Origin of the sequence: Pigmentiphaga sp. GD03639, from assembly GCF_029845405.1 — a bacterium.
Classification (GTDB): Bacteria; Pseudomonadota; Gammaproteobacteria; order Burkholderiales; family Burkholderiaceae_B; genus Pigmentiphaga; species Pigmentiphaga daeguensis.
Map to the genome: position 1 here is coordinate 21991 of NZ_JAOCLR010000030.1, position 21789 is coordinate 43779.

General features: G+C 67.4%; 21 protein-coding genes. 12 read left to right on the forward strand and 9 right to left on the reverse strand.

Translation table 11 applies throughout. From position 1 onward, the window contains the following. The first annotated feature begins 30 nt into the window (after window positions 1-30). Genes N5K27_RS23645 through N5K27_RS23655 form a run of 3 tightly spaced genes read left to right on the forward strand, consistent with a single transcriptional unit; the run spans window position 31 to window position 2968 of the window. Window positions 31-822, forward strand: a complete 792-nt coding sequence (locus N5K27_RS23645) for an alpha/beta hydrolase (RefSeq protein ID WP_207958700.1) — start codon at window positions 31-33, stop codon at window positions 820-822. After that, on the forward strand, window positions 819-1955 hold the full coding sequence (locus N5K27_RS23650) for an LLM class flavin-dependent oxidoreductase (RefSeq protein ID WP_279819462.1): 1137 nt from the start codon (window positions 819-821) through the stop codon (window positions 1953-1955). The genes N5K27_RS23645 and N5K27_RS23650 overlap by 4 nt, the downstream gene beginning before the upstream one ends. A gap of 26 nt (window positions 1956-1981) precedes the next feature. After that, window positions 1982-2968 (forward strand): tripartite tricarboxylate transporter substrate binding protein, encoded by a 987-nt coding sequence (locus N5K27_RS23655; RefSeq protein WP_087836594.1) that lies wholly within the window; start codon window positions 1982-1984, stop codon window positions 2966-2968. Between the two features lie 34 nt (window positions 2969-3002). On the opposite strand, the gene N5K27_RS23660 is transcribed toward N5K27_RS23655, so the two are convergent. Genes N5K27_RS23660 through N5K27_RS23670 form a run of 3 tightly spaced genes read right to left on the reverse strand, consistent with a single transcriptional unit; the run spans window position 3003 to window position 5516 of the window. Next, window positions 3003-3434 (reverse strand): MarR family transcriptional regulator, encoded by a 432-nt coding sequence (locus N5K27_RS23660; protein ID WP_132980669.1) that lies wholly within the window; start codon window positions 3432-3434, stop codon window positions 3003-3005. Between the two features lie 59 nt (window positions 3435-3493). After that, complete coding sequence (locus tag N5K27_RS23665) at window positions 3494-4525, reverse strand: aromatic ring-hydroxylating dioxygenase subunit alpha (RefSeq protein ID WP_132980668.1); 1032 nt, start codon at window positions 4523-4525, stop codon at window positions 3494-3496. A 13-nt stretch (window positions 4526-4538) separates the two neighbouring features. Next, complete coding sequence (locus N5K27_RS23670) at window positions 4539-5516, reverse strand: tripartite tricarboxylate transporter substrate binding protein (protein WP_087836595.1); 978 nt, start codon at window positions 5514-5516, stop codon at window positions 4539-4541. 84 nt (window positions 5517-5600) lie between these two features. On the opposite strand from N5K27_RS23670, the gene N5K27_RS23675 reads away from it, so the two are divergent. Then, the gene (locus N5K27_RS23675; RefSeq protein WP_165963358.1) at window positions 5601-6539 is read left to right on the forward strand and encodes a LysR family transcriptional regulator; all 939 of its coding nucleotides are present in this window, start codon (window positions 5601-5603) and stop codon (window positions 6537-6539) included. On the opposite strand, the gene N5K27_RS23680 is transcribed toward N5K27_RS23675, so the two are convergent. Beyond that, window positions 6536-7489, reverse strand: a complete 954-nt coding sequence (locus tag N5K27_RS23680; RefSeq protein ID WP_279819476.1) for a LysR family transcriptional regulator — start codon at window positions 7487-7489, stop codon at window positions 6536-6538. The two genes, N5K27_RS23675 and N5K27_RS23680, sit on opposite strands and share 4 nt — an antisense overlap. A gap of 98 nt (window positions 7490-7587) precedes the next feature. Between N5K27_RS23680 and N5K27_RS23685 the strand changes: the two genes are divergently transcribed. From N5K27_RS23685 to N5K27_RS23695, 3 genes are read left to right on the forward strand one after another with little or no spacing between them, the layout of a single operon-like run. Then, window positions 7588-8565: a tripartite tricarboxylate transporter substrate binding protein gene (locus N5K27_RS23685; protein WP_132980666.1), complete on the forward strand. Its 978-nt coding sequence runs from the start codon at window positions 7588-7590 to the stop codon at window positions 8563-8565. A gap of 32 nt (window positions 8566-8597) precedes the next feature. Further along, window positions 8598-9368 carry an SDR family oxidoreductase gene (locus tag N5K27_RS23690; RefSeq protein WP_243724693.1) on the forward strand — a complete coding sequence of 257 codons (771 nt, stop codon included), beginning with the start codon at window positions 8598-8600 and terminating at the stop codon, window positions 9366-9368. Between the two features lie 9 nt (window positions 9369-9377). Continuing rightward, window positions 9378-10223, forward strand: a complete 846-nt coding sequence (locus tag N5K27_RS23695) for an EamA family transporter (protein ID WP_087836600.1) — start codon at window positions 9378-9380, stop codon at window positions 10221-10223. 4 nt (window positions 10224-10227) lie between these two features. Here N5K27_RS23695 and N5K27_RS23700 read toward each other — a convergent pair whose 3' ends face one another. After that, window positions 10228-10881, reverse strand: a complete 654-nt coding sequence (locus tag N5K27_RS23700; protein WP_243724692.1) for an alpha/beta fold hydrolase — start codon at window positions 10879-10881, stop codon at window positions 10228-10230. Window positions 10882-10997: 116 nt separating this feature from the next. Between N5K27_RS23700 and N5K27_RS23705 the strand changes: the two genes are divergently transcribed. Next, entirely contained in the window at window positions 10998-12533 is a 1536-nt protein-coding gene (locus tag N5K27_RS23705; protein ID WP_132980665.1) for a YifB family Mg chelatase-like AAA ATPase, read from the forward strand. Between the two features lie 170 nt (window positions 12534-12703). Beyond that, the gene (locus tag N5K27_RS23710; protein ID WP_165963357.1) at window positions 12704-13831 is read left to right on the forward strand and encodes a GGDEF domain-containing protein; all 1128 of its coding nucleotides are present in this window, start codon (window positions 12704-12706) and stop codon (window positions 13829-13831) included. 14 nt (window positions 13832-13845) lie between these two features. Here the strand turns inward: N5K27_RS23710 and N5K27_RS23715 are convergent, their stop codons facing one another. Continuing rightward, a complete protein-coding gene (locus N5K27_RS23715) occupies window positions 13846-15534 on the reverse strand; it encodes a GGDEF domain-containing protein (protein WP_243724699.1) in 1689 nt (562 codons plus the stop codon). Window positions 15535-15805: 271 nt separating this feature from the next. Between N5K27_RS23715 and N5K27_RS23720 the strand changes: the two genes are divergently transcribed. The 3 genes from N5K27_RS23720 (at window position 15806) to kdgD (ending at window position 18144) form a co-directional block, all read left to right on the forward strand. Further along, window positions 15806-16303 (forward strand): DinB family protein, encoded by a 498-nt coding sequence (locus N5K27_RS23720; RefSeq protein ID WP_087836604.1) that lies wholly within the window; start codon window positions 15806-15808, stop codon window positions 16301-16303. Window positions 16304-16383: 80 nt separating this feature from the next. Beyond that, window positions 16384-17121: a FadR/GntR family transcriptional regulator gene (locus N5K27_RS23725; RefSeq protein WP_087836605.1), complete on the forward strand. Its 738-nt coding sequence runs from the start codon at window positions 16384-16386 to the stop codon at window positions 17119-17121. 111 nt (window positions 17122-17232) lie between these two features. Then, on the forward strand, window positions 17233-18144 hold the full coding sequence (gene kdgD, locus N5K27_RS23730; RefSeq protein WP_279819492.1) for a 5-dehydro-4-deoxyglucarate dehydratase: 912 nt from the start codon (window positions 17233-17235) through the stop codon (window positions 18142-18144). Window positions 18145-18148: 4 nt separating this feature from the next. Here the strand turns inward: kdgD and N5K27_RS23735 are convergent, their stop codons facing one another. The 3 genes from N5K27_RS23735 to N5K27_RS23745 all read right to left on the reverse strand — a co-directional run bounded on the left by N5K27_RS23735 (window position 18149) and on the right by N5K27_RS23745 (window position 21613). Then, a complete protein-coding gene (locus tag N5K27_RS23735; protein ID WP_087836607.1) occupies window positions 18149-19537 on the reverse strand; it encodes an APC family permease in 1389 nt (462 codons plus the stop codon). 94 nt (window positions 19538-19631) lie between these two features. Next, on the reverse strand, window positions 19632-20615 hold the full coding sequence (locus N5K27_RS23740) for a tripartite tricarboxylate transporter substrate binding protein (protein ID WP_243724690.1): 984 nt from the start codon (window positions 20613-20615) through the stop codon (window positions 19632-19634). Window positions 20616-20656: 41 nt separating this feature from the next. After that, entirely contained in the window at window positions 20657-21613 is a 957-nt protein-coding gene (locus N5K27_RS23745; RefSeq protein WP_087836608.1) for a 3-keto-5-aminohexanoate cleavage protein, read from the reverse strand. Window positions 21614-21789 lie beyond the last annotated feature (176 nt).

Here is a 21789-nt window from a genome sequence, read left to right on the forward strand (position 1 = left end):
GCGGCGCCCCTTTTCCACCTAGGAGACATCATGACCGCCATGGATGCGTCCACCCTGCGCATACGCGATACCGCGCTGAGCGTCGCGCGCGCCGGCCAAGGCCAGCCGCTCTTGTTCCTGCACGGCCCCGGCGGGCTGGCCGAATCGCAGGCCTGGCTGCCGGCGCTGGCCGAACATTACGACTGCCACGCCCCCGAGCACCCCGGCTACGGGGGCAGCGCCGTACCCGCCTGGCTGGACAACGTCCGCGACCTGGCCAATTTCTACCTGGACTACCTGGACCAGCAGAAGCTGCGCGGCGTGCACCTGGTGGGCTACGACCTGGGCGGCTGGATCGCGGCCGAGCTGGCGGTGCGTAACAGCCACGCGCTGGCCTCGCTCACCCTGATCTCGGCCCAGGGCATCCACGTACCCGACGTGCCCACCACCGACGTCTTCCTGCGCACCGACGATGATCTCGTGCGCGACACCTACCACGACCCCGCCCGGGCCGCGCGCGTGCTGGAACGCGCGCTTACCGAGGAAGAGCTGGACGTGGCCGTGCGCAACAAGGAAGTCACCGCGCGCCTGACCTGGCAGCCGCGCGGCCACGATCCCGACCTGGCCAAGTGGCTGCACCGCATCGCCGTGCCCACGCTGGTGGTGTGGGGCGCCAACGACCGCATCCTGCCCGCCGAGTATGGCCGCGCGTGGCGCGACCGCATCGCCCGCGCCACGCTGGCCGAGATGGGTGACTGCGGCCACGCGCCCCACCTGGAGCGCACGGCCGAGACCGTGGCCGCGCTGACACGATTCACCGCCTCGACCGGGAGCCCCGCATGAAGTTCTTCAATTTCCACCTGATGCCCTATCGCCATGCGGACCTGGAAGCGATCCAGAAGAACGGTTCGGCGTGGGTGACCTTCTCCAATCGCCACTACGATCCCCAGCTGGGCGCCGAGCTGTACCACGAATACCTGGACCAGATGGAGTACGCCGACCAGCTGGGCTTCGACGGCGTCTGCCTGAACGAGCACCACCAGACGGCCTACGGCCTGATGCCCATTCCCGGCGTGCTGGCCGGCGCCCTGGCGCGCAGCGTCAAGCGCGCGCGCATCGCCGTGCTGGGCCGCGCGCTGCCGCTCTTGAACAATCCGCTGATGGTGGCCGAAGAATTCGCCATGCTGGACAACCTGACGCGCGGCCGCTTCATCGCCGGCTTCGTGCGCGGCATCGGCGCCGAATACCACGCCATGGGCATCAATCCGGCCGAATCGCAGGCGCGCTTCGCCGAGGCCCACGACCTGATCGTCCGCGCGTGGACCCAGCCCGGCCCCTTCTCGTACACCGGCAAGCACTACCAGTTCCAGTACGTGAATCCCTGGCCCCGGCCCTACCAGGACCCGCACCCGCCCATCTGGGTGCCTTCGCAGGGCTCCAGCAGCACCATCCGCTGGGCGGCGGGGCTGCGCTACACCTACTGCCAGACCCTGAGCCCCATCGCCACGGTGAAGAAATTCTTCGACATGTACCGCGAGGAAGCGCGCAAGGCCGGCTACGAAGCGGGCCGCGACCAGCTTGCCTGGTCCAACTGCATCTACGTGGCCGAGACCGACGAGCGCGCCATGGCCGAGGCCAGGCCGCACCTGGAGGCCCTGATGACCCGCCTCTTGAAGATGCCCATGGAGATGCTGCTGCCGCCGGGCTACACCAACATCGAGGCGATGAAGCGCATCAAGTCCACGCGCGCGGTCGGCGCCAAGCCTCAGTCGGTGGAAGACCTGGTGAAATCCGGGCTGGTCATCATCGGCAGCCCTGCCACCGTGCGCGAGAAACTGGCCGAGTACGAAGAGCTGGCGGGCTTCGGCACCACGCTGACCAAGACCCAGTTCGGCACCATGCCCGATAGCATGGTCCGCGCCAACATGCAGGCCATCGCGCAGGAAATCATCCCGCACTTCAAAGACGCCGCCTGATCGGCCAACAAGGAGGAGACAGATACATGGCTTACACGCTATCGCGCACCCTCGCGCCCTGGCTTGCCCTGGCGGGCATCCTGCTCGCCCCCGCCGCCGTGGCCGACACCGCGGCCGGCTACCCCGAGCGGCCGGTCAAGCTGGCGCTGCCCTTCCCGCCCGGCGGCTCGGCCGACACCATCACGCGCAGCATGGCCGAACGGCTCCAGGCCCAGTTGCACCAGCCCTTCCTGATCGAGAACCGGCCCGGCGCGGCCGGCAACGTCGCCACCCGCTACATCGCCAAGGCGCCGGCGGACGGCTACAACCTGCTGGTGGGCGTGACCGGCGCCATGGCCATCAATCCCAATCTCTACACGCTGGACTACGATCCCGCCAAGGACTTCGTGGCCGTCTCGATGGTGGCGCGCGCGCCGGTCGTCGTCGTGGCCGATCCGCAGGCCGGCATCGGCAGCATCAAACAACTGATCGAACAGGCCAAGGCCAGGCCCGGCATGCTGACCTACGCCACCAACGGCGTGGGCACCAGCCACCACCTGGCGGCCGAACTGTTCCGCCAGGCCGCCGGCCTGGACATGCGCAACGTGCCGTACAAGGGCACGCCCGAGGCCCTGCAGGACATCATCGGCGGGCGCGTGCCGCTGGGCTTCATGGACCTGACCGCCTCCATCCCGCTGATCGCCTCGGGCAAGCTGAAGGCACTGGCCACCACCGGCACCAGGCGCTCGCCCGCGCTGCCGGATGTCCCCACAGTGGCCGAGGCCGGCGTGCCCGGCTTCGCGGCCGACACCTGGGTAGGCATCTTCGCGCCCAAGGGCACGCCCCAGGCCATCGTGGAAAAACTCAGCGCGGAGATGAAGACCGCGCTGGCGCTGCCCGAGCTGCGTGCCCGCGCGCAGACGCAGGGCCTGGAAGTGGCAGGCAGCACGCCGGCGGAACTGCAGCGCTTCCTGCAGGAAGAATCGGCGAAGTGGAAACGGGTGGTGAGCGAGGCGGGAATCAAGCTGCAATAACGCGCTGCGCTTGCGAGGGGCGGCGCCGGCCGCCCTACTTTTCCTCTTCCAGGTTCTCGATCATCTTCGCGCCTATCCGCAGGAACTCCGCCACCTCGTCCGGCGTCAGGTCCTCGCACGCATCCTTGTAGACCTCCATCGCCGAGTCGGTCATCAGGGTCAGCATTTCCTTGCCCCGCTCCGTCAACGACACCAGCCGGCGGCGCGCGTCCTGCTCGTCCGATACGCGCGCGATCAGGCCGTTCTTCTCCATGCGGGTCAGCGTGGCAGCCATGGAGGGCTGCTCGACGCCGACCATGCGCGCCAGTTCCATCTGCGTCGAGACCTGCACGTCGCGCAGGCAGCGCAGCACCGGGAACTGCCCGGGCATCACCCCGTGCGGGCCGGTCAATTGCGCCAGGCGCCAGACGATGCGCCGGTTCAGCGTGCCGACGACGAAACCGAGGCTTTGCGTGCGTATGTTCATAAGCGGGGAAAGGGGCGGCGGAGCGGGAAAGTTAGCACAAGTCCGCGCCCTTCCTTCCCCTAGCGGGCGCCGCCCGCCTCCTCCTCCAGCAACTGCCTGACCACCCGCCTGGCCCGCACCGCCGCCGTGTCGATGGGCAGCAGGATGGGCTTCAGGCTCATCAGGTCGGCCGTGCCCATGGCCTGCTGGACCGCCTCCAGCATGGGCTTGTCCTGCTCGCCGAAGCCCACCTGCTGCCAGTGCGCGATGGCCTGGTCCATCTCTTCGTCGGCCACGCGGAAGTTGCGACTGTGGGCAAAGAAGTAGTGCGTGGACGTTTCGGTCTCCGGCGTCACGATGTGGGCGGTGAAGCTCTGCCCTCCTTCGTCCCTGGGCCGCCCGGCGGGCGTGACGCCCGTGTCCAGGCGCAGCAGGCAGGGCGGGTCCCAGCGCATGTCCAGCCATTGGTCCACCGGCGAGCGGCCATCGTAGCCGGGCAGGCGCTTGGCGAACATGGGCGAGGCCTCGCCGTCGGGGCACCACAGGTTGCTGTGCACGGTGCGCCCGTCCTGCCGGACCTCGTGCCGGCCCTTCAGAATGGCCTCGCTGGAATGGAAGTTGGCATGCACGAACTGGGTGTGGCTCAGGTCGAGCAGGTTGTCGGTCTCCAGGAGGTAGTTGGCCTGCACGTGCAGGTAGCCGTCCACCCGGCGCCGCGCCGGATCGTCCAGGAAGGAGAAGTCCGGAATGATGGACGGGTCGGCCAGCGACGGCTCGCCCAGCCACACCCATAGCAGCGTGTATTTCTCGACGGCGGGAAAGGCCCGCACCTCGGCCGCCTGGGGAATCCTGCCGTCGCCGTGCGGATTGCCCACGCATTTGCCGCCACCGTCGAACCGCAGTCCGTGATAGCCGCATTCGACGACGTCGCCGTCCACACGGCCCCGGCTCAATGGCGCGAAGCGATGGGGGCACCGGTCATGCAGGGCGGCCGGGCGGCCGTCCTGCCTTCGATAGAACACCAGCGGCGTATCGGCGATGCGCCGGGCCAGCATGCGGCCCTCGATCTCGCTCGACCATCCCGCCATGTACCAGGTATTGCGCAAGAACATGCACGGCTCCGTGTCAATCGACCTTGATGCCCAATTGCCTGACGATCGTCCCGTATTCCTCGTACTGCGAGGTGAAGAAGCGCAGGAAGGCCGTCCGGTCCAGCCCGCCGGGCTCGACCCCCAGCTGGGCGATGCGCCGCCGGGTGTCGGGATCGGCCAGCGTGGCCTGGGCCGCGGCGGCCAGCTTGTCCACCGCCGGCCCGGGCGTGGCGGCCGGCGCGAACAGGCCGAACCATTGCGTCATCTGCACCGGCGCGTAGCCCGCTTCGATGGTGGTGGGCAGCTCGGCCAGGAAGTCCGTCCGCTTCTTCGCCGTCACAGCCAGTGCCTTGAGCTTGCCCGAGCGGATATAGGTAATGGTCGACGCGATGGGCAAGATCGAGAAATCGAGACGGCCGGCGACCAGGTCGTTGACGATGGCGGGCTCGCTCTTGTAGGCGATCTCGGTTACCGGCAGCGAGGCCGCGTGCCCGAAGAGCTGCGACACGATGTTGGTCGTCGCCCCCGTTCCCAGCGACCCGAAGTTGATCGGCCGCCCGGTCTCCGCCGCGGCCGCGGTGAAGTCGCGCAGGTTGCCGGCCGGGGTCTCGGCCGACACCAGGAAGACGCTGGGCGAGGACGCCACGTAGGCCACTGCCGCGAAATCCTTCCTGGCATCGTAGGGAACGCTGGCATACACGTGCGGGTTGATGGCCATCACGCCCGAGCTGCCCAGCATGACCGTATAGCCGTCGGCCGCTGCCTGTGCCGTGGCCCGCGCCGCGATGAATCCGCTGGCGCCCACCCGGTTCTCGACGATGACGCTTTGCCCCAGGCGCGCGGCCATGCCCTGCGCCAGGATCCGGCCCAGCAGGTCGGCCTGGCTGCCCGGCGCATTGGCCACGTAGATCGATACCGGCCGCGACGGAAATTCGTCGGCGCGCACCGGGCCGGACAGCGCGCTCGAACAGGCGGCCGCGCACGCCGCATACACCATGCTTCGTCTCCACATGTCTCCAACCCCTTCTTGTCGGCTTCTATCGGGTGAGAAAACATGCTATTGATACGGCCAGAATTGCTCAAACAAATTCTCATCATGGCCACTATTGATGATGTAGATGTTCTGGCGGGCCGGCTGGACTTGAACCTGCTGCGGGTCTTCATGGCCGTGATGCAGGAACGCAGCATCACCCTGGCCGGATCGCGGCTGGGCCTGACCCAATCGGCCACCAGCGCGGCCGTCAATCGCCTGCGCCAGCAGTTGAACGACCAGTTGTTCGTGCGCACGCGCCAGGGCATGGAGCCGACCAGCCTGGCCATCGCGCTGGCCACGCCGGTAGGCAACGCGCTGGGATTGATCCGCGATGCGCTGGAGGAATCGCGCGGCTTCGATGCGCGGACGACCATGCGGGAGTTCCGGCTGTTGATGACGGACGTGGGCGAACTGATGTTCATGCCGCGGCTGACGGCCTGGGTGCACGAACATGCCCCTGGCGTGCGCCTGAGCTGCCGGCAGGCGCCGCGCGACCGGTACGGCGCCGAACTCGAGACCGGCGGCGCCGACCTGGCCCTGGGCATGCTGCCGCTGGGCGAACGGGACTTCGTGCAGCAGCGGCTCAAGGACGAGACCCTGGTCTGCCTGGCCTGCGCCGGCAACCCGGTCGCGCGCAAGCGGCTGACGCTGGAGGCCTTCCTGTCGCTGCCGCACGTGGTGATCCGCGCGCCGGCGATGGGCGACCGGTTCGTCGTCAAGGCCCTGGGCGAGCATGCCGGCCGGCGCAAGGTCGTGGCCGAGGTCCAGCACTATCTGTCGGTGCCCATGATCCTGCGCGACAGCCCTTTCCTGGCGGTGGTGTCGACCTCGGTGGCGGCGGAACTGGCCGGGCCCAACCGGCTGGCGGCCCTGCCGCTGCCCTTCAAGCTGGAGCCGCTGGCGATCCGGCAGTTCTGGCACAAGCGCTGGAACAACGACCCGGGCCACCGCTGGCTGAGGAACGGCATCGTATCCCTGTTCGGCAGGGCGACGCGACGCTAGCCCGTGCCTTTCCGGCCGCGCTTGCCTTCCTTGTTTTCAAACAGTTCGACCAGGCTCTCGCGCAGCCAGGTCAGCGCGGGATCCGCGTGATAGCGGTGGTGCCAGTACATGTTCAGGTCGAACACCGGAAACTTCACCGGGGATTCGCAGATTTCGAGGTTGGATTCCCGCACGGCCAGCCGGCCGAAGTTGCTGGGCACGGGCGCGATCAGGTTGGTGTCGGCCACGATGGGAAGCACCGACAGGAAGCTGCGCACGCGCAGCGCGATCTCGGCGCGCACCGCGCGGCTGAGCAGCACGCCCTCGACCGCCGCCAGGTGATGCGTCGCCGGCGGGGCGGCAAGGATGTGGCGCGAGTTGCGCAGCTGGCCCAGCGTCAGGGGCTTTCCCTGCGTGGCGCGGTCTTTGCGCCGCACATAGACGAAGTGCTCGGGAAACAGTGTCTGCTGGTGTATCTGCTTGCCCAGGCCGGGAATGAAACCCATGGCCATGTCGATGTCGCCCGAGGCCAGGCCCTCGCCCAACTCCCGCAAGTCCGCCGAGAGGCTTTCCACCGTGATGCCGGGCGCGTGCTCGCCCAGGTAGGCCAGCAGCTTGGGCAGGAAGTAGCGCTCGCCGGCATCGCTCATGGCGATGCGGAACGAGCGGTGGGCATCCTGGGGCTTGAACTCCGTTCGTTCTATGGTGGTCCGCACGGTTTGCAATGCGGACGCGACGGGTATCGCCAGCTGTTCGGCAAAGGGCGTCGGTACGACGCCCCGCTGCATGCGCACGAACAGCGGATCGCCGTAGGTCTCGCGCAGCTTGGCCAGCCCGTAGCTGACCGCCGGCTGCGACAGGCCCAGACGTTGCCCGCAGACGGTCAGGTTGCGCGTCTGGTAGATGGTATCGAACAGCTCAAGCAGGTTGAGGTCGATCTGCCTGGTCAGGGGCCGGGCCGTCGGGCGCATGTTCAGTCATCAGCGGATTCGATATCACAAATCTTATCTTTTAATTTCTCAAATGAGTACCCGTCCCCTAGAGTAGCAGCGCCAAGGGAGGCAATACCATGAACCTGCACATACGACTGGCCGTCCTGGCCGGCATTCTTTCCATGGCCGCCACGGCGGCGAACGCGCAGTCCTTTCCCACGAAGCCCGTCCGCATCCTCACCCCCTCTTCCGTGGGCAGCGGCCCCGACGTCGCGCTGCGAGCCATCGCCGAGCAGCTCGGCAAGAAATGGGGACAACCCGTGCTCGTCGACAACCGCCCGGGCGGCAACGGCTTCGTCGCCACCGGCCTGTTCAAGCAGGCCAAGCCCGACGGCTACGAACTGATCGCGCCGGACAGCAGCCACATCGCGACGCATCCGCACACCTTCCGCAAGCTGCCCTACGACCCGCGAAAGGACTTCGAACCGATACGGCCGATCCTGAATACCGCGTTCTTCGTCGTGGTCGGCGCGAACAGCCCCTACAAGACGCTGGGGGACATCATCCGGGCCGCCAGGGAGCAACCCGGCCGGGTGACCTATGGATCGTGGTTCGTGGGCAGTCCCGGACACCTGGGCGGACTGCGGCTGCAATCGCTGAAAGGCATCGAGATGCTGCACGTGCCGTTCAAGGACATGGGCCAGTTGATGGCCGCCGTCGCCGCCGGGGAAGTCGGATGGACGCTGGGCAGCGACGCCAGCGCTGGACCGTTGGAGAAGGCGGGCAAGCTGCGCTATCTCGCGATCGCCGCGCCCACGCGCTCGCCCATCCATCCGCAGGTGCCTTCGGTGGACGAAAGCCCGGACACGAAGGGGTACGACGTGCAGGCCTGGGTCGGCCTGTTCGCGCCGCCCGGCACGCCCGAGGCGATCAAGCAGCGCATCAGCGACGACGTCGCCGCCGTCCTGAAGTCGCCGCAGATCGTCGAACGCTACCGGCTGCTGGGCTACGAGAACCCGGACCTCGATCCCGGGCAGTTCGCCGCCCGCATCCAGCGCGACACGGACGCCTGGGGCGCCGTCATCAAGCAGGCCGGCCTGCGGCTGGACGACTGACCGCCACGCGCAACCAGAAGAGGAAGCTTTTCATGCAATCGAAGCCAAGGCCGGGAACGATGGATCGATACCGGGTGCAAGGCCAGCTTGCCGTCGTGACCGGCGGCGCCCACGGCATCGGCCTCGCATGCGCCGGACTGCTGCGCGAAGCGGGAGCCCGAGTGGTGATCGTCGACCGCGACGGCCCCGCCGCCCGGGCCGCCGCGCAGGCGCTGGGCGACGGCGACGCCCGGGAACTGGATGTCCAGGATGCGGGCGGTATCGGCCCCGTGTTCGCTTCCATCCGCGCGCATCACGGCCCCATCGGCATCCTGATCAACAACGCCGGCATCTCGATCCGCAAGGGCGCCCTGGAACTGGAGCTGGAGATGTGGAGGCAGGTCCTGGACGTCAACGTGACCGGCGCCTTCCTGTGCGCGCGGGAAGCGGTGCGCAACATGGGCGCGGCGGGTGGCTGCATCGTCAACACCGCATCCATCATGGGGCTGTCCGGCGGAAGCCTGTATCCCAACGCGGCCTACCATACCGCCAAGGGCGCGGTGGTCAACATGACGCGGTCGCTGGCGATCGAGTGGGCGCCGCGCCGGATTCGGGTCAACGCCGTGGCGCCGACCTGGACCCGCACCTCGTTCATCGGCGAACTCTCGGCCGACGTCCGTACGCGCATCGATGCCCTGACTCCGCTGGGAAGGCTGGCCGAACCCGAGGACGTGGCCGAGGCCATGCTGTTCCTGGCCAGCCCCGCCGCCTCGATGATCACGGGGCACATCCTTCCGGTGGACGGCGGCTACCTCGCCCAGTAGATTCCGTCCATGCCTCCCGTTGCCATTGCCTGCGCCATCCTCGCCCCGCTGATCTGGGGCGCCCAACTCGTCGTCATCAAGATCGGCCTCGCGGCGTTCCCGCCGCTGTTCTTCGTGTCGCTGCGCTTCGCCATCCTCTCGGCTATCCTGCTTCCCTTCGTGCCCCGGCCACGGCGCGACCAGGTGTGGCCTGTCATCCTGATCTCCATCTTCATGGGCGGCCTGAACTTCTCGCTGATCTTCATGGGACTGGGGCAAGGTCAGGCCAGCCTGGCCGGCGTGGCCATCCAGCTGGCGACGCCGTTCACGGTGCTGCTGGCCTGGCCGCTGCTGGGCGAACGTCCGCCGCTGCGCGTCCTGCTGGGCGTGGCCATCGCGTTCGGGGGCGTGGCCCTGGCCACCGTCGATCCCGGCGCGCAGGTCGCGCTGCTGCCCACGCTCATGTTCGTCGGCGCGGCCTTCGGCCTGGCCATGGGCGGCGTGCTGACGAAGCGCTACGGCCCCTTCGATCCGTTCATGCTGGTCGCCTGGATGTCCACCCTCGCACTGCCGCAGATTTTCGTCATGTCGCTGGCGATGGAAACCGGCCAGATCGACGCGCTGCGATCCGCCCCCGGCTCGGCCTGGCTGGCGCTGGCCTACACCGTGCTCCTGGGAGGCATCGCCGGCTTCGGACTCTGGTTCTGGCTGATCGGCCGCTATTCGATGGCGCGGGTCGCGCCGTATGGCCTGCTGCAGACGGCATTCGCCGTCATCACCGCCACCCTCTTCCTGGACGAACCGCTGACCGTCACGCTGGTGGGCGGCATGTTCCTCTGCATCGCGGGGGTGGCCATCACGCAGCGCCGCACCTGACCGCTCAGCCAGCCAGGTGCGCCATCACCAGCGAACGCAGCACCGGCAGCCGCCCCGAGAAGAAATGGTCGGCGCCCGGCACCACGACCACCGGCTGCATGCGAGGCCGCGCCCAGTCGAATACCAGCGGCAAAGGAACACGGTCGTCCAGTTCGCCGTGGACCACCATCGCATCCGGAACGTCCGCGGGCGGATCGTAGCGGCGCCTTCCCGGGATGTCGCCAGCCGGCATCCCGGCCAGGCACACGCGCCAGGCCGGATCGCCGCGATCGGCCAAGGCCCGCGCCACCCGGGCCTGCACGAACGCGCCGAAGGAAAACCCGACCAGCGCCAGCCGCGTGCCGGGACGAGCGTCGCGCAGCGCGTGGCATAGCGCCAGCACGTCGTCGGTCTCGCCCTCGCCTTCGCCATGCGGACCGGTACTGTGTCCCACGCCACGGAAATTGGGCCGGGCGACCAGCCAGCCCGCGTCGCACAGCGCCCGCGCCAGGAACTGGGGAATCTTGTGCCGGGCGTTCCCGCCCTGCAGCGGATGAGGATGAGTGACAACCGCGAGACCGGTCACGGCGCCGCCGGGCAGGTCGAACACGACCTCCAGGTCTCCCGCCGGACCGTCCAGCAACGCGCTGCCGCTCTGGGTCAGATCGAGTGGTTTCATGGTGGGAATCATACGCGGTCATGGCGGGTGGCTTCGCTGGGACACCTTTGTCCCGCCCGGCCGCCGGGCGCGCCGCGTTTGGACGGATACTGCGGCTTTCCTTTCCCCCTGCCGCCATGACTCTTGCCGTCCTTGCCAGCTGCGCCCTGACCGGCATCGACGCGCCGCCGGTGCGCGTCGAGGTCCACCTGGCGCCGGGCCTGCCTTCCTTCACCATGGTCGGCCTGGCCGATACCGAGGTGCGCGAAAGCCGCGAGCGCGTGCGTGCCGCGCTGCTCAGTTCCGGCTTCGACTTCCCGGCGGGCCGGCTGACCGTCAACCTGGCGCCCGCCGACCTGCCCAAGGAATCCGGGCGCTTCGACCTGCCCATCGCGGTGGGCGTGCTGCTGGCATCCGGGCAGATCGCCATGCCCTCGCTGGCCGGCCGCGTTCGCGCGCGGGACGCCGTCCCGCCGCTGGCCCGGCTGGTGCTGGCCGGCGAACTGTCGCTGACCGGCGCGCTGGTGCCCGTCGCGGGTGCCCTGGCCATTGCCCTGTCGTTGTCGCGGCGCCAGCCGGGCGCCGAACTGCTGCTGCCCGCCGGCAGCGCCGGACAGGCGGCGCGGGTGCCGGGACTGCGGGTCTACGGCGCCGCCACGCTGCGCGATGTCGTGGCGCACCTGGAGGAAAAACAGGTGCTGACCGCCACGGCCGGCCACGCCGATGCCGCCGCCGGCCTGCCGCCCTGCCTGTCCGACGTCAAGGGCCAGTACGGCGCACGCCGGGCCCTGGAGGTCGCGGCGGCCGGCGGCCACAACCTGCTGATGCTGGGGCCGCCGGGTTCGGGCAAGAGCATGCTCGCGCAGCGCCTGCCCGGCCTGCTCCCTCCGCTGCGGCATGACGACGCGCTGGAAGCCGCCGCCATCGCCAGTCTTGCGCCCGGCCCCGCGCCCCCCTTCGGCCTGCGGCCGTTCCGCGCGCCGCACCATTCGGTATCGGGTGCCGCGCTGGTGGGCGGAGGCACTCGGCCCCGGCCCGGGGAAATCACCTTCGCCCACCTGGGCGTGCTGTTCCTGGACGAACTGCCCGAGTTCGGCCGGCACGTGCTCGATACCCTGCGCGAACCGCTGGAAACCGGCCGCGTCTCCATCGCACGCGCCCAGCACCGCACCGACTATCCGGCGCGCTTCCAGCTGGTGGCCGCGATGAACCCCTGCCGGTGCGGCTGGCACGGCAGCAACGTGAAGGCCTGCGCCTGCACGCCCGACCAGGTGGCCGCCTACCGGGCACGGCTGTCCGGCCCGCTGCTCGATCGCATCGATCTCCAGGTCGAGGTCCCCGCCGCCGGCGACGACTGGGCCGACCTGCCTCCCGGCGAACCCACCGCCGCCGTGCGCCAGCGAGTCGAGACCGCCCTGGACCTGCAGCATCGCCGGCAGGGCTGCGCCAACGCGGCCCTCGCACCGGGGCAGGTCGACGCCTACTGCCGTCCCGATGCCGCCGCCCGAGCCTTGTGGAAACAGGCCATGAAGCAGTTCGCGTGGTCGGCGCGCACGGCGCACCGGGTATTGAAGGTGGCGCGGACGGTGGCAGACCTGGCGGGCGCGGCCGAGATCGGCAGCCCGCACATGGCCGAGGCGGTGCAGTTCCGACGGCCATTGAGGGAACGATAGGCACGGCCACGCCGGGTCCATCAACAATCGACCATTCCGTATCGACCATCCTCCTCGATGGCCCCTACAATCACGGTCGCTCAAACATGCGCCCGGGTTGCTCATCCCCCTATGACCGCCTGTCCTTCTGCCCGACGAGATCCGATACGCCCCACCCCGACCGGTGCGGCATGAGCGTTGAATTCGTCATCGGGGTGCTGAATACCTCCATGTCGGCGATCTTCGGCGCAAGCTTGCTGGCCCTTTGGTACTACCAGCGCGAACTGGGCTATATCGCCATCCTCGTAGGCTCGTACGCGGTAAGAATCCTGTCCTTCGGCAGCCTGTATGCCGCCTTCGCGCTGGACATGCTGGCACTGCGCATGGCGGCCAATACGCTGATCCTGATAGCAACGATGCTGCTGTCCATCGCGATTTCCAAGCGGCTGCGGATCCGGCCGCACTACGGCAGCCTGACGGCCATGACGGCGATATCGCTGGTGGGCGGAGGCTTCTTTCTGCTGGTACAGGACAACCTGCCGATGCGGGCCGCCATCATCAACCTGGGGCTGGCCTCGATCTGCTTCGTGATGCTGGCCGACCTGGCCACGCGCCGCCAGCGGACACCGGTCGAACAACTGCTGTTCGCCCAGATCGTCATCGCGCTCCTGAGCTTCGCCGTACGGCCCCTGACCTTCCTGATTTCCTGGATCGGCCCCGCGCAGTCCGAAGCCGTCTACTGGATCGTGGTGTCGATCTCCGACACGCTGATCTGCTCGACACTGGCGGCAGCCATTTTCGCGGTCATCGCCGTCGACGTGATGGACCGGTTCAAGGCCGAAGCCCAGATCGACATGCTGTCCGGCCTGTTCAACCGCCGCGGCTTCGAATCGCGCGCCATGCCCCTGCTGGCTCGACAGACCGGCAGCGCGCCCGCCGCCCTCATCCTGACCGACCTGGATCACTTCAAGGCCATCAACGACCGCTTCGGGCACCTGGACGGCGACAAGGTCATCCGGGCCTTTTCCGACATCCTGAAGGACAAGGCGCCGCGCGACGCCGTCGTGGGACGCATAGGCGGCGAGGAATTCGCGGTCCTGCTGCCGCCGGGACTGGCCGCTGCGGCCCACGCCATGGCCGATACCGCCCGGTCCGCGTTCAAGGCCGCGGCACCTGGCATCTTCGCGCACGCCTGCCACCCCACCGCGAGCTTCGGGATCGCCGTCGCTCGTGCGGGCGACAACCTCCTGGCCCTGATGGAGCGTGCCGACCGCTCCCTGTACCAGGCGAAGAACGACGGGCGGGACTGCATTCGATAGGCGCGGCGCCTTCGCTATGCAAGCGTCGCTCGTTCGCCCCGAAGAGTTCCGGACGCGGCTATTGACCTGACGGCAGTCCGGGTTCGATTACGCCCCGCGCTCTTGGCTTCGTAAAGCAGCTTGTCGGCCCGTTCATAGAGCTTCACGAAGCCTTCATCGTCCAAGGCCCTCGCCACGCCCATGCTGGCGGTAACGGGTCGTCCGAGCCCCGGAACCCTATCGGCAACGATTGCGGGGATCGCCTGTCGCCGCCGCTCGGCCTCGATACCGGCATCCTCGCCACGCAGGAAAAGCACGAACTCTTCGCCGCCAAGGCGATAGGCCACAACGTCCGGACCGGCCTCGATGGCGCTGGCCACGGCCTTGAGCACCGCGTCTCCGACCGCATGCCCGTTCAAGTCATTGATCGCCTTGAAATGATCGAGATCGATGACGGCCAGCGTGTCGAAGCCTTCGACTCGAAGCCGCGCGAACTGTCTTTCGATCGCCCGCCGGTTGAACAATCCCGTCAAGGGGTCGGTTTCGGAAAGCCGTTCAAGCAGATAGGCTTCGGTGCGCGCACGATCCCGCTCTCGCTTCATCGTCATGAAGCGGTCCGCCACGCCAAGCGTCGTGAAGAGGACTTCACACAGGCAACCCGCGTAGAACATGAGCATGGCGTCAGCGCTGTGGAACCAGGGCGTCACCCCCGTCACCAGGCGGGTCAGCCCGACGAACACCATGGGCGTGTATCCGACTGTCTGGAACTTCGCGGCACGGCTTCCACGGCGCAGCGCGTCGATCATCGACAGGATGAAAACGATAAGGATCGGCGCGAACGCCGCCGTGTAGGCACTCGATTGCACGGGCCGCGCAACGAACGGGAACGCCGCGTGCAATGCACTCAGGAATATTGCCCACACCGCGCAATACGGCAGCATGCGCCGAAGAACGGGATGCATCAGTCCGGACTCGATGAAGCTGTAGGTGAACATCGTGCCGGAAGCGACGGTTGCTCCGAAGATCACCGTCGTCATCCAGCTCAGCGTCATCGCGGGCGGATCGAACAGCACGACCGAGATGTTCGACGAGACCAGCAGGGTCATCAGCAGCGACAGCGTGAGCGCCGAATGCCAGAGCACGAACGGTTTGCGCAGTACCTGATAGAACGCCGCATTGAAGATCAGCGGCATGACGAGCATGCCCGCAAGCGCGGAAACGATGACCAGGAGCCGCGAGGCACCGGCGCCGTCGCCCGCGGCATCCTCGGACGCCAGATAGGCTTTCTCCAGCGTCATCCGGTGGCTGGGCAGGTCAATGGCGACGACGATCTGCTTCGTCACGCGCGTTACCTCGGGCAGGGAAGCCTTGAAGTACCCGCCGACCATCGAACTGGACAGGGCGGCGGCGGGAATGGTGCTTTGCCGGACCGTGCCGTCCTGGTCGATCGCAAGCAGATGCACCGCCTCGAGTGCGCTGCGCCGCGAGAGAAAATACCGGGGAAGGGGGCCGTCCGGGCCAAGATCGAAACGAAGCAGCGCCCGCTCCGCATCGATGGAAAATTCTCGATCGGCACAGGACCATCGCTCGTCCGACCTGGCCATCGCGACGAGGTCATCCGACAATCCGCCGGATGCCCAGCAAGCGCTGCGAATGTCGGCGAAATCGGCCGCGATGGCCGGCACTGCGCCAAGGTACGCCAGTATCGCCATGAGCAGCGACACCGCCAAGACACACTTTCGAAAGCGACCCCACGCCATAACGCCTCGACAGCGCAACAAGATTTCGATGCAGTCAAGCGCGTCCGATATCAGCTTGGCAGAGCAGTCGCCCGATAGGCCGGAAGCAGGGCGGCAGGGCGCTGGGCTGCTAAACGCGGCAGTTTAGCAAACTGCCCGCGCCAGAATGGGCCCGAATCGCCAGGGGAAATAGGGCTAGTTCGCGGTTTCACCTTGATATCCTGCCGTCAGTCAGGAACGTCAAGGAACTCGCGACATGCTCACGACAGAAACGGCCACCATGCTGGCGAACTACGGCAACTGGGCGGACCAGGTACTTTTCAAAGCGATGCGGGCACTGCCCGAAGGCGCGGTCACGCAACGCCGCCAGACGCTGTTCGGATCGATGATCGGGACGTTGAACCACAACTACCAGGTGGACCTGATCTGGCGCGCCCACCTGCTGGGGGAAAAACACGGCTTCTCGACCCGCCGCGATCTGCTGCATCCCGACCTGGACACCCTCGTGGTGGAGCAGTTGAAGGTCAACCAGTGGTACATCGACTGGGCCGCCAGCCAGACCCCGGACAGCCTGGGCGAGCGGTTGAAGTTCAATTTCGTATCGGGACAGGCGGCCGAGATGGCCCGGGGCGGAATGTTCCTGCACATCGTCAACCACAAGACGTACCACCGCGGCTGGGTCTGTGAGATGTTCTTCGATGCCGGCGTCAATCCTCCGGAAACCGATCTGTCGGTCTACCTGACCGAAGGGTGAGCAAACCGGTAGTACCATGCACGCTTGCCGGCCGCCCGCCGCGTCCGGTCCTCAATCCGTGCAGGGAAGATCCACAGCGCATGCGTTCCATAGGCCGCACACGAAGTCTGTCCGAAGAACTCGTGCAGCTCATGTCCGAGAAAATCCACGGCAAGATGTGGAAGCCCGGCGACAAGCTGCCGACGGAAGCCGAGATCATGCAGGAGTACGGCGTCAGCCGCACGGTGGTGCGCGAGGCCATCTCGCGCCTGCAGGCGGCGCGCATGGTCGAGACCCGGCACGGCATCGGCACCTTCCTGCTGGAACCGCCGGTGGCGCCGCTGCGGCTCGATACCAAGGATGCGGTCACGGTGCTGGACGTGATGGCGGTGCTTGAACTGCGCATCACGGTCGAGACCGAGGCCGCCCGCCTGGCCGCGCAGCGGCGCACTGAACAGGACCTGGCGGAGCTGCGGCGCACGCTGGCGGCGTTCGAGGCGCAGATCGAGCCGGGCGGCGACACCGTCACGGCGGACCTGGCCTTCCACCAGCAGGTGGCCATCGCCACCGGCAACCGCTACTTCCACGAGATCCTGGCGCAGATGGGCGCCACCATCATTCCCCGGACGCGCGTCGATACCGCCGAACTGGCGCGCGACGACCGGCGGGCCTACCTGACGCGCGTGCATCGCGAACACCTGGCGATCTACGAAGCCATCGCCCGCCAGGACGGGGACGCCGCGCACGCCGCGATGCGCGCCCATCTGGCCCGGAGCCGGGAAAAGCTGCGGCAGGCCTATGCCGCCGGCCAGGGCGACGAGGCGGCGGCCACCATCTAACGTCCCACGCGGGCGGCAAACCGCGTCGCCGCATCATTGCCTTCTCCCAATTTAAGTTGTACGATGACTGACGACATATCACTTGTCCCCCTTTCACTACCGGATTCCGTCATGACCCCTCAAGAGCTGAAGGCCACGATTTCCCAGGGATTGCTCTCTTTTCCCGTCACCGATTTCGACCGGAACGGCGATTTCGCGCCCAAGGGCTACGCCGCCCGGCTGGAATGGCTGGCCCCCTACGGGGCCAGCGCGCTGTTCGCGGCGGGCGGCACGGGCGAGTTCTTTTCGCTGACGCCGGCCGACTATTCGGCCGTGGTGAAGACGGCGGTGGACGTGTGCGAGAAGCGCGTTCCCATCCTGGCGGGCGCCGGCGGCCCCACCCGCACGGCCATCGCCTATGCGCAAGAGGCGCAGCGCCTGGGCGCCAAGGGCGTCCTCCTGATGCCCCACTACCTGACCGAGGCCAGCGAAGCCGGCATCGAGGCTCACGTGGAGCAGGTCTGCAAGTCGCTGGACATAGGCGTGATCTTCTACAACCGTGCCAACTCGCGGCTCGGGCCGGCCGCGCTGTCGCGTCTGGCGGACCGCTGCCCCAACCTGATCGGCTTCAAGGACGGCATGGGCGACATCGAAGCCATGGTGCGCGTGCGCCGCGGCCTGGGCGACCGCTTCGCCTACCTGGGCGGGCTGCCGACCGCGGAAGTCTACGCGGCGGCCTACAAAGCGCTGGGCGTGCCCGTGTATTCGTCGGCCGTCTTCAACTTCATTCCCAAGACCGCGATGGCGTTCTACCACGCCGTAGCGAAGGACGACGCGCAGACCATCGGCCGGCTGCTGGACGATTTCTTCCTGCCCTACCTCGAGATCCGCAACCGCCGCGCCGGCTACGCGGTCAGCATCGTCAAGGCCGGCGCCCGTCTGGTCGGCCGCGACGCGGGCCCGGTGCGCGCGCCGCTGACGGATCTGGACCAGGACGAGATGCAGCGGCTGGCGGCGCTGATCGAGAAGGTGGGCGGGCAGTAGGCGGTCAGCCCAGGCTTTCCGGATCCAGGCGCGCCGCTTCCCGTCGCCGCGCCAGGAAGGTCACGCCCCACATCACCACCCCCAGGGCCAGCAGCCAGCCAGCCACCTCGTACTGGATGGGATCGCGGCCGGTGAAGGGCGTGACCATGAACAGGCACACCACCGCTCCCAGCACGGCCAGCGGCGTCCAGGTGCGGAAATGCGGATGCCCGACGCGGTCGCCGCGCAGCAGCAGCACCGCGACGTTGACGAACGCGAACACGCCCAGCAGCAGCAGGGCCGTGGTGCCGCCCAGCGCGCGGATGGCCTCGGAGTCGCTGGCCGCGGACACCAGCACGATCAGGCCCACCGCCAGCACGGTGGTGAACAGGATGGCGGTCCACGGCGTCTGCGTGCGCGCGTGCACGTGCGAAAGAAAGGAAGGCAGCACGCCCTGGCGCGACATGCCGTACAACAGGCGGCTGGCCATCATCATGTTGATCAGCGCCGAGTTGGCGACCGCGAACATGGAGATGACGGGCATGATCACTTCCATGGGCAGGCCGGGCGCGGCGCGCTTGACCACCAGCACCAGCGGCGTGGAGCTGGAGGCCAGTTCGCCCACGGGTATCAGCGCCACGGCGCAGATGGACACCAGCACGTAGATGGTGGCCGTCAGCCCCAGCCCGGTCAGCAGCACCTTGGGGAAGATGCGGTTGGGGTCGTGGGTTTCCTCGGCCATGTTGACCGAGTCCTCGAAGCCCACCATGGCGTAGAAGGCCAGCGCGGTGGCCGAGGTGATGGCCAGGAAGACACTCTTGTCCTCGGGCGTATCGAAGGCCACCACGCGCGAGAAGTCGGCCTGCCCGCCCGCGATCGCATAGAAACCCAGCAGTATCACCAGCAGCAGGCCGCTCAGTTCGACCAGGGTCAGCACCACGTTGGTCTTGACGCTTTCGGACACGCCGCGCAGGTTGACGCACATGACCAGCAGCATGAAACCCACCGCGCCCAGCGTGGTCAGCGTGGGACTGGCGTCGATGCCCAGGGACACGAACAGGTTGGCGGCGAAGGCCTGCGAAGCGGTCGAGGCCGAGGTCAGGCCCGAGCACATCACGGTGAAGCAGATGATGAAGGTCAGGAAGTGCAGGCCGAAGGCCTTGTGTACGTACAGCGCGGCGCCCGCCGCGCGGGGATACTTCGTGACGAGTTCGAGATACGAGAAGGCGGTAAGCAGCGCGATCAGGAAGGCGGCCAGGAAGGGCGCCCAGGCCGCCCCGCCCACTTCGCCGGCCACCTGGCCGGTCAGGGCATAGACGCCGGTGCCCAGGATGTCCCCCACGATGAACAGTAGCAACAACTTGGGCCCCATCACGCGTTTCAGGGGAGTGCCGCCCTCTTGCGCTGCCGCCATCGTGAGCCTCTTCGCGGGTATGCCGATGGATCGATTCTAGTGGGCACGCATTCCGTGCGTGTGTTGCTCATGCAACCGAATGTCTCGGCCCGGCTCAATCTACCCTGGCGTTGGACCGCCGCACCGCATCTCCCCAGGCTTGCAGTTCCGCTTCTACGTGGGTGCGGAATTCGGCGGGAGACCCACCGGCCGCCTCGACCGCGCGCTCATTCAGCGTCTGCCGAATCTCCGGCGTGGCCAGGGCACGGTTCACCGCTGCGTTCAGGCGATCGACGATGGCGACCGAGGTGCCGGCGGGCGCCCACAGGCCGTCCCAGGCCATGACGCTGAAGTCCGCGACTCCGCTCTCGGCCAGGGTGGGAAGCTCCGGTACCTGGGGCGAACGCACCGGACTGCTGACGGCCAGGCCGCGCAACCGGCCGTTCCTGACCATGGGCAGGGGAATGGGCATGACATCGATCATCAGCGATATTTGTCCGCCCATCAGGTCCTTGAGCGATGCCGCGTTGCCGTTGTACGGCACGTGCACCATCCTGATGCCCGCCTTGGCCGCCAGCATCTCGGCGGCCAAGTGCGACGTGGTGCCATTGCCGCCCGAGCCGTAGACATACTTGCCGGGGTTGTCCTTCAGGAGACGGAGCAGCTCGGGCATGGTGGTGGCGGGGAAATCGGAGCGCACCACGACGATCAGGGGCAGTTTGGTGAATTGCGCGATGGCGGCGAAATCCTTGACCGGATCAAAGCCCGTAGCGGCGCCGTAGAGGGACTTGTTGATAGCGTGGGTGCCGTTGGTGCCATACAGCAAGGTATAGCCGTCGGCTGCCGCACGCGCCACGTACTGCGCGCCGATATTGCCGCCCGCGCCCGGCCGGTTCTCTACCACGACCGTCTGCCCCAGCTCCTTCTGTAGCATGGTTCCCAGCAGGCGTCCCTGCACGTCGCCGCCACTACCCGCCGGGAACGGAACCACGAGATGAATGGGTTTGGCGGGATAAGCTTCCTGCGACAGTGCGAGGCCCGGCGCCGACAGCGCGCACGCCAGGCCGGCGACGGACAGGCTGGACAACATGGTTTTCATGGGATGCCTCCTGGGAGGCGGCCGCCTTGGCCGCCGACTGTTCATGGCTTGGCGGGCAGCCCGACGAGCGCCCGGTATTGGTTGGCGGAAGCCGGCGTGCGGCCCAGCAGTCCCGCGATGTCGCGAGCCATGCCGAACATCTCCAGATTGCTCTTTAGCCGCTCGTCGCGATGCGGGTGTTTCCACGGCGTGTCCTCGGTGCCGACACGGATGTGCAGTCCCATCATCGTGGCCAGCGTGGTCATGTAGAGCGACGCGCGCCCCGCGGCACATACGGTGATGACGCTATCCGGGTCGATCTTGCGGATCTGGTCAACCATCAGGAACAGATGTCGGCTCATGTCCTGCGCGTCGCTTACCCAGGTGCCGGAAATGAGCGTCCTGCCCACGTCGAAGGGCAAGCCGTACAGCACGATCCAGTTGTACGGCTTCTTCAGAATGCCCGTGTCGATCAGCTTGCGCTTGGCCAGCTCGATCTCGCCCGAACTATGAATGGCGATTTCCGGTTTGACGCCATGTTCCTCCAAGGCCTGGACGGCGGGAATCATGAAGGCATCCGGATGTCCCGAGGCGCATGGCGCGACCTCGGCCAACCCCGCGCGGGCCGGACTGACGCATACGTCGAAGGATTCGCCGTTCAGGATGTTCAGATTGGGGACGAAGTCGGTGCCAAAGCGCCGACGCAGCGGATCGAGCACGAGCGAGTAGGCTTCGACCGGTGGAATGTCCCGATCCAACCGCCGGCCCCGCTCGTCCACCACCCACGTAAAGTCCAGATGCACGCCGCAGGCGCCGGCCTCGATGACGTCGGACGCGGCATCGACATAGTGCTGGATGGACGAATGGCCCGCCCCCTCGTCCAGGCGCGCCGCCACCGCGGTGTTGATGGCGATCGTGGCGGGAATATCCCACCGAGGCTGGACACTGGCGTCCGCAACAAAGCGGTACTCCTCCATCTCCCGGCGCGCGGCCTCCCACAACGGCAAACGTTCCTGCATGACAGCCTCCGATCCGTGTCGTGAATTAATTCGTTCTAGATCGAATTAATTCACGACACGGATCAAAAGACAAGGCCCCTAGGGAAAATACCGCCTGTTTCGACAACGGCGTTTTTCATTGCGCCGGGTTTGCAGGCATCATTGCGGCAGACGCCGGCAGCCGGCCAGGAAACCGT

Coding starts and splice junctions, on each gene's coding strand:
- N5K27_RS23645 (WP_207958700.1), top strand. CDS start 31: ATGACCGCCATGGATGCGTCCACCCTGCGCATACGCGATACCGCGCTG.
- N5K27_RS23650 (WP_279819462.1), top strand. CDS start 819: ATGAAGTTCTTCAATTTCCACCTGATGCCCTATCGCCATGCGGACCTG.
- N5K27_RS23655 (WP_087836594.1), top strand. CDS start 1,982: ATGGCTTACACGCTATCGCGCACCCTCGCGCCCTGGCTTGCCCTGGCG.
- N5K27_RS23660 (WP_132980669.1), bottom strand. CDS start 3,434: ATGAACATACGCACGCAAAGCCTCGGTTTCGTCGTCGGCACGCTGAAC.
- N5K27_RS23665 (WP_132980668.1), bottom strand. CDS start 4,525: ATGTTCTTGCGCAATACCTGGTACATGGCGGGATGGTCGAGCGAGATC.
- N5K27_RS23670 (WP_087836595.1), bottom strand. CDS start 5,516: ATGTGGAGACGAAGCATGGTGTATGCGGCGTGCGCGGCCGCCTGTTCG.
- N5K27_RS23675 (WP_165963358.1), top strand. CDS start 5,601: ATGGCCACTATTGATGATGTAGATGTTCTGGCGGGCCGGCTGGACTTG.
- N5K27_RS23680 (WP_279819476.1), bottom strand. CDS start 7,489: ATGCGCCCGACGGCCCGGCCCCTGACCAGGCAGATCGACCTCAACCTG.
- N5K27_RS23685 (WP_132980666.1), top strand. CDS start 7,588: ATGAACCTGCACATACGACTGGCCGTCCTGGCCGGCATTCTTTCCATG.
- N5K27_RS23690 (WP_243724693.1), top strand. CDS start 8,598: ATGCAATCGAAGCCAAGGCCGGGAACGATGGATCGATACCGGGTGCAA.
- N5K27_RS23695 (WP_087836600.1), top strand. CDS start 9,378: ATGCCTCCCGTTGCCATTGCCTGCGCCATCCTCGCCCCGCTGATCTGG.
- N5K27_RS23700 (WP_243724692.1), bottom strand. CDS start 10,881: ATGAAACCACTCGATCTGACCCAGAGCGGCAGCGCGTTGCTGGACGGT.
- N5K27_RS23705 (WP_132980665.1), top strand. CDS start 10,998: ATGACTCTTGCCGTCCTTGCCAGCTGCGCCCTGACCGGCATCGACGCG.
- N5K27_RS23710 (WP_165963357.1), top strand. CDS start 12,704: ATGAGCGTTGAATTCGTCATCGGGGTGCTGAATACCTCCATGTCGGCG.
- N5K27_RS23720 (WP_087836604.1), top strand. CDS start 15,806: ATGCTCACGACAGAAACGGCCACCATGCTGGCGAACTACGGCAACTGG.
- N5K27_RS23725 (WP_087836605.1), top strand. CDS start 16,384: ATGCGTTCCATAGGCCGCACACGAAGTCTGTCCGAAGAACTCGTGCAG.
- kdgD (WP_279819492.1), top strand. CDS start 17,233: ATGACCCCTCAAGAGCTGAAGGCCACGATTTCCCAGGGATTGCTCTCT.
- N5K27_RS23735 (WP_087836607.1), bottom strand. CDS start 19,537: ATGGCGGCAGCGCAAGAGGGCGGCACTCCCCTGAAACGCGTGATGGGG.
- N5K27_RS23740 (WP_243724690.1), bottom strand. CDS start 20,615: ATGAAAACCATGTTGTCCAGCCTGTCCGTCGCCGGCCTGGCGTGCGCG.
- N5K27_RS23745 (WP_087836608.1), bottom strand. CDS start 21,613: ATGCAGGAACGTTTGCCGTTGTGGGAGGCCGCGCGCCGGGAGATGGAG.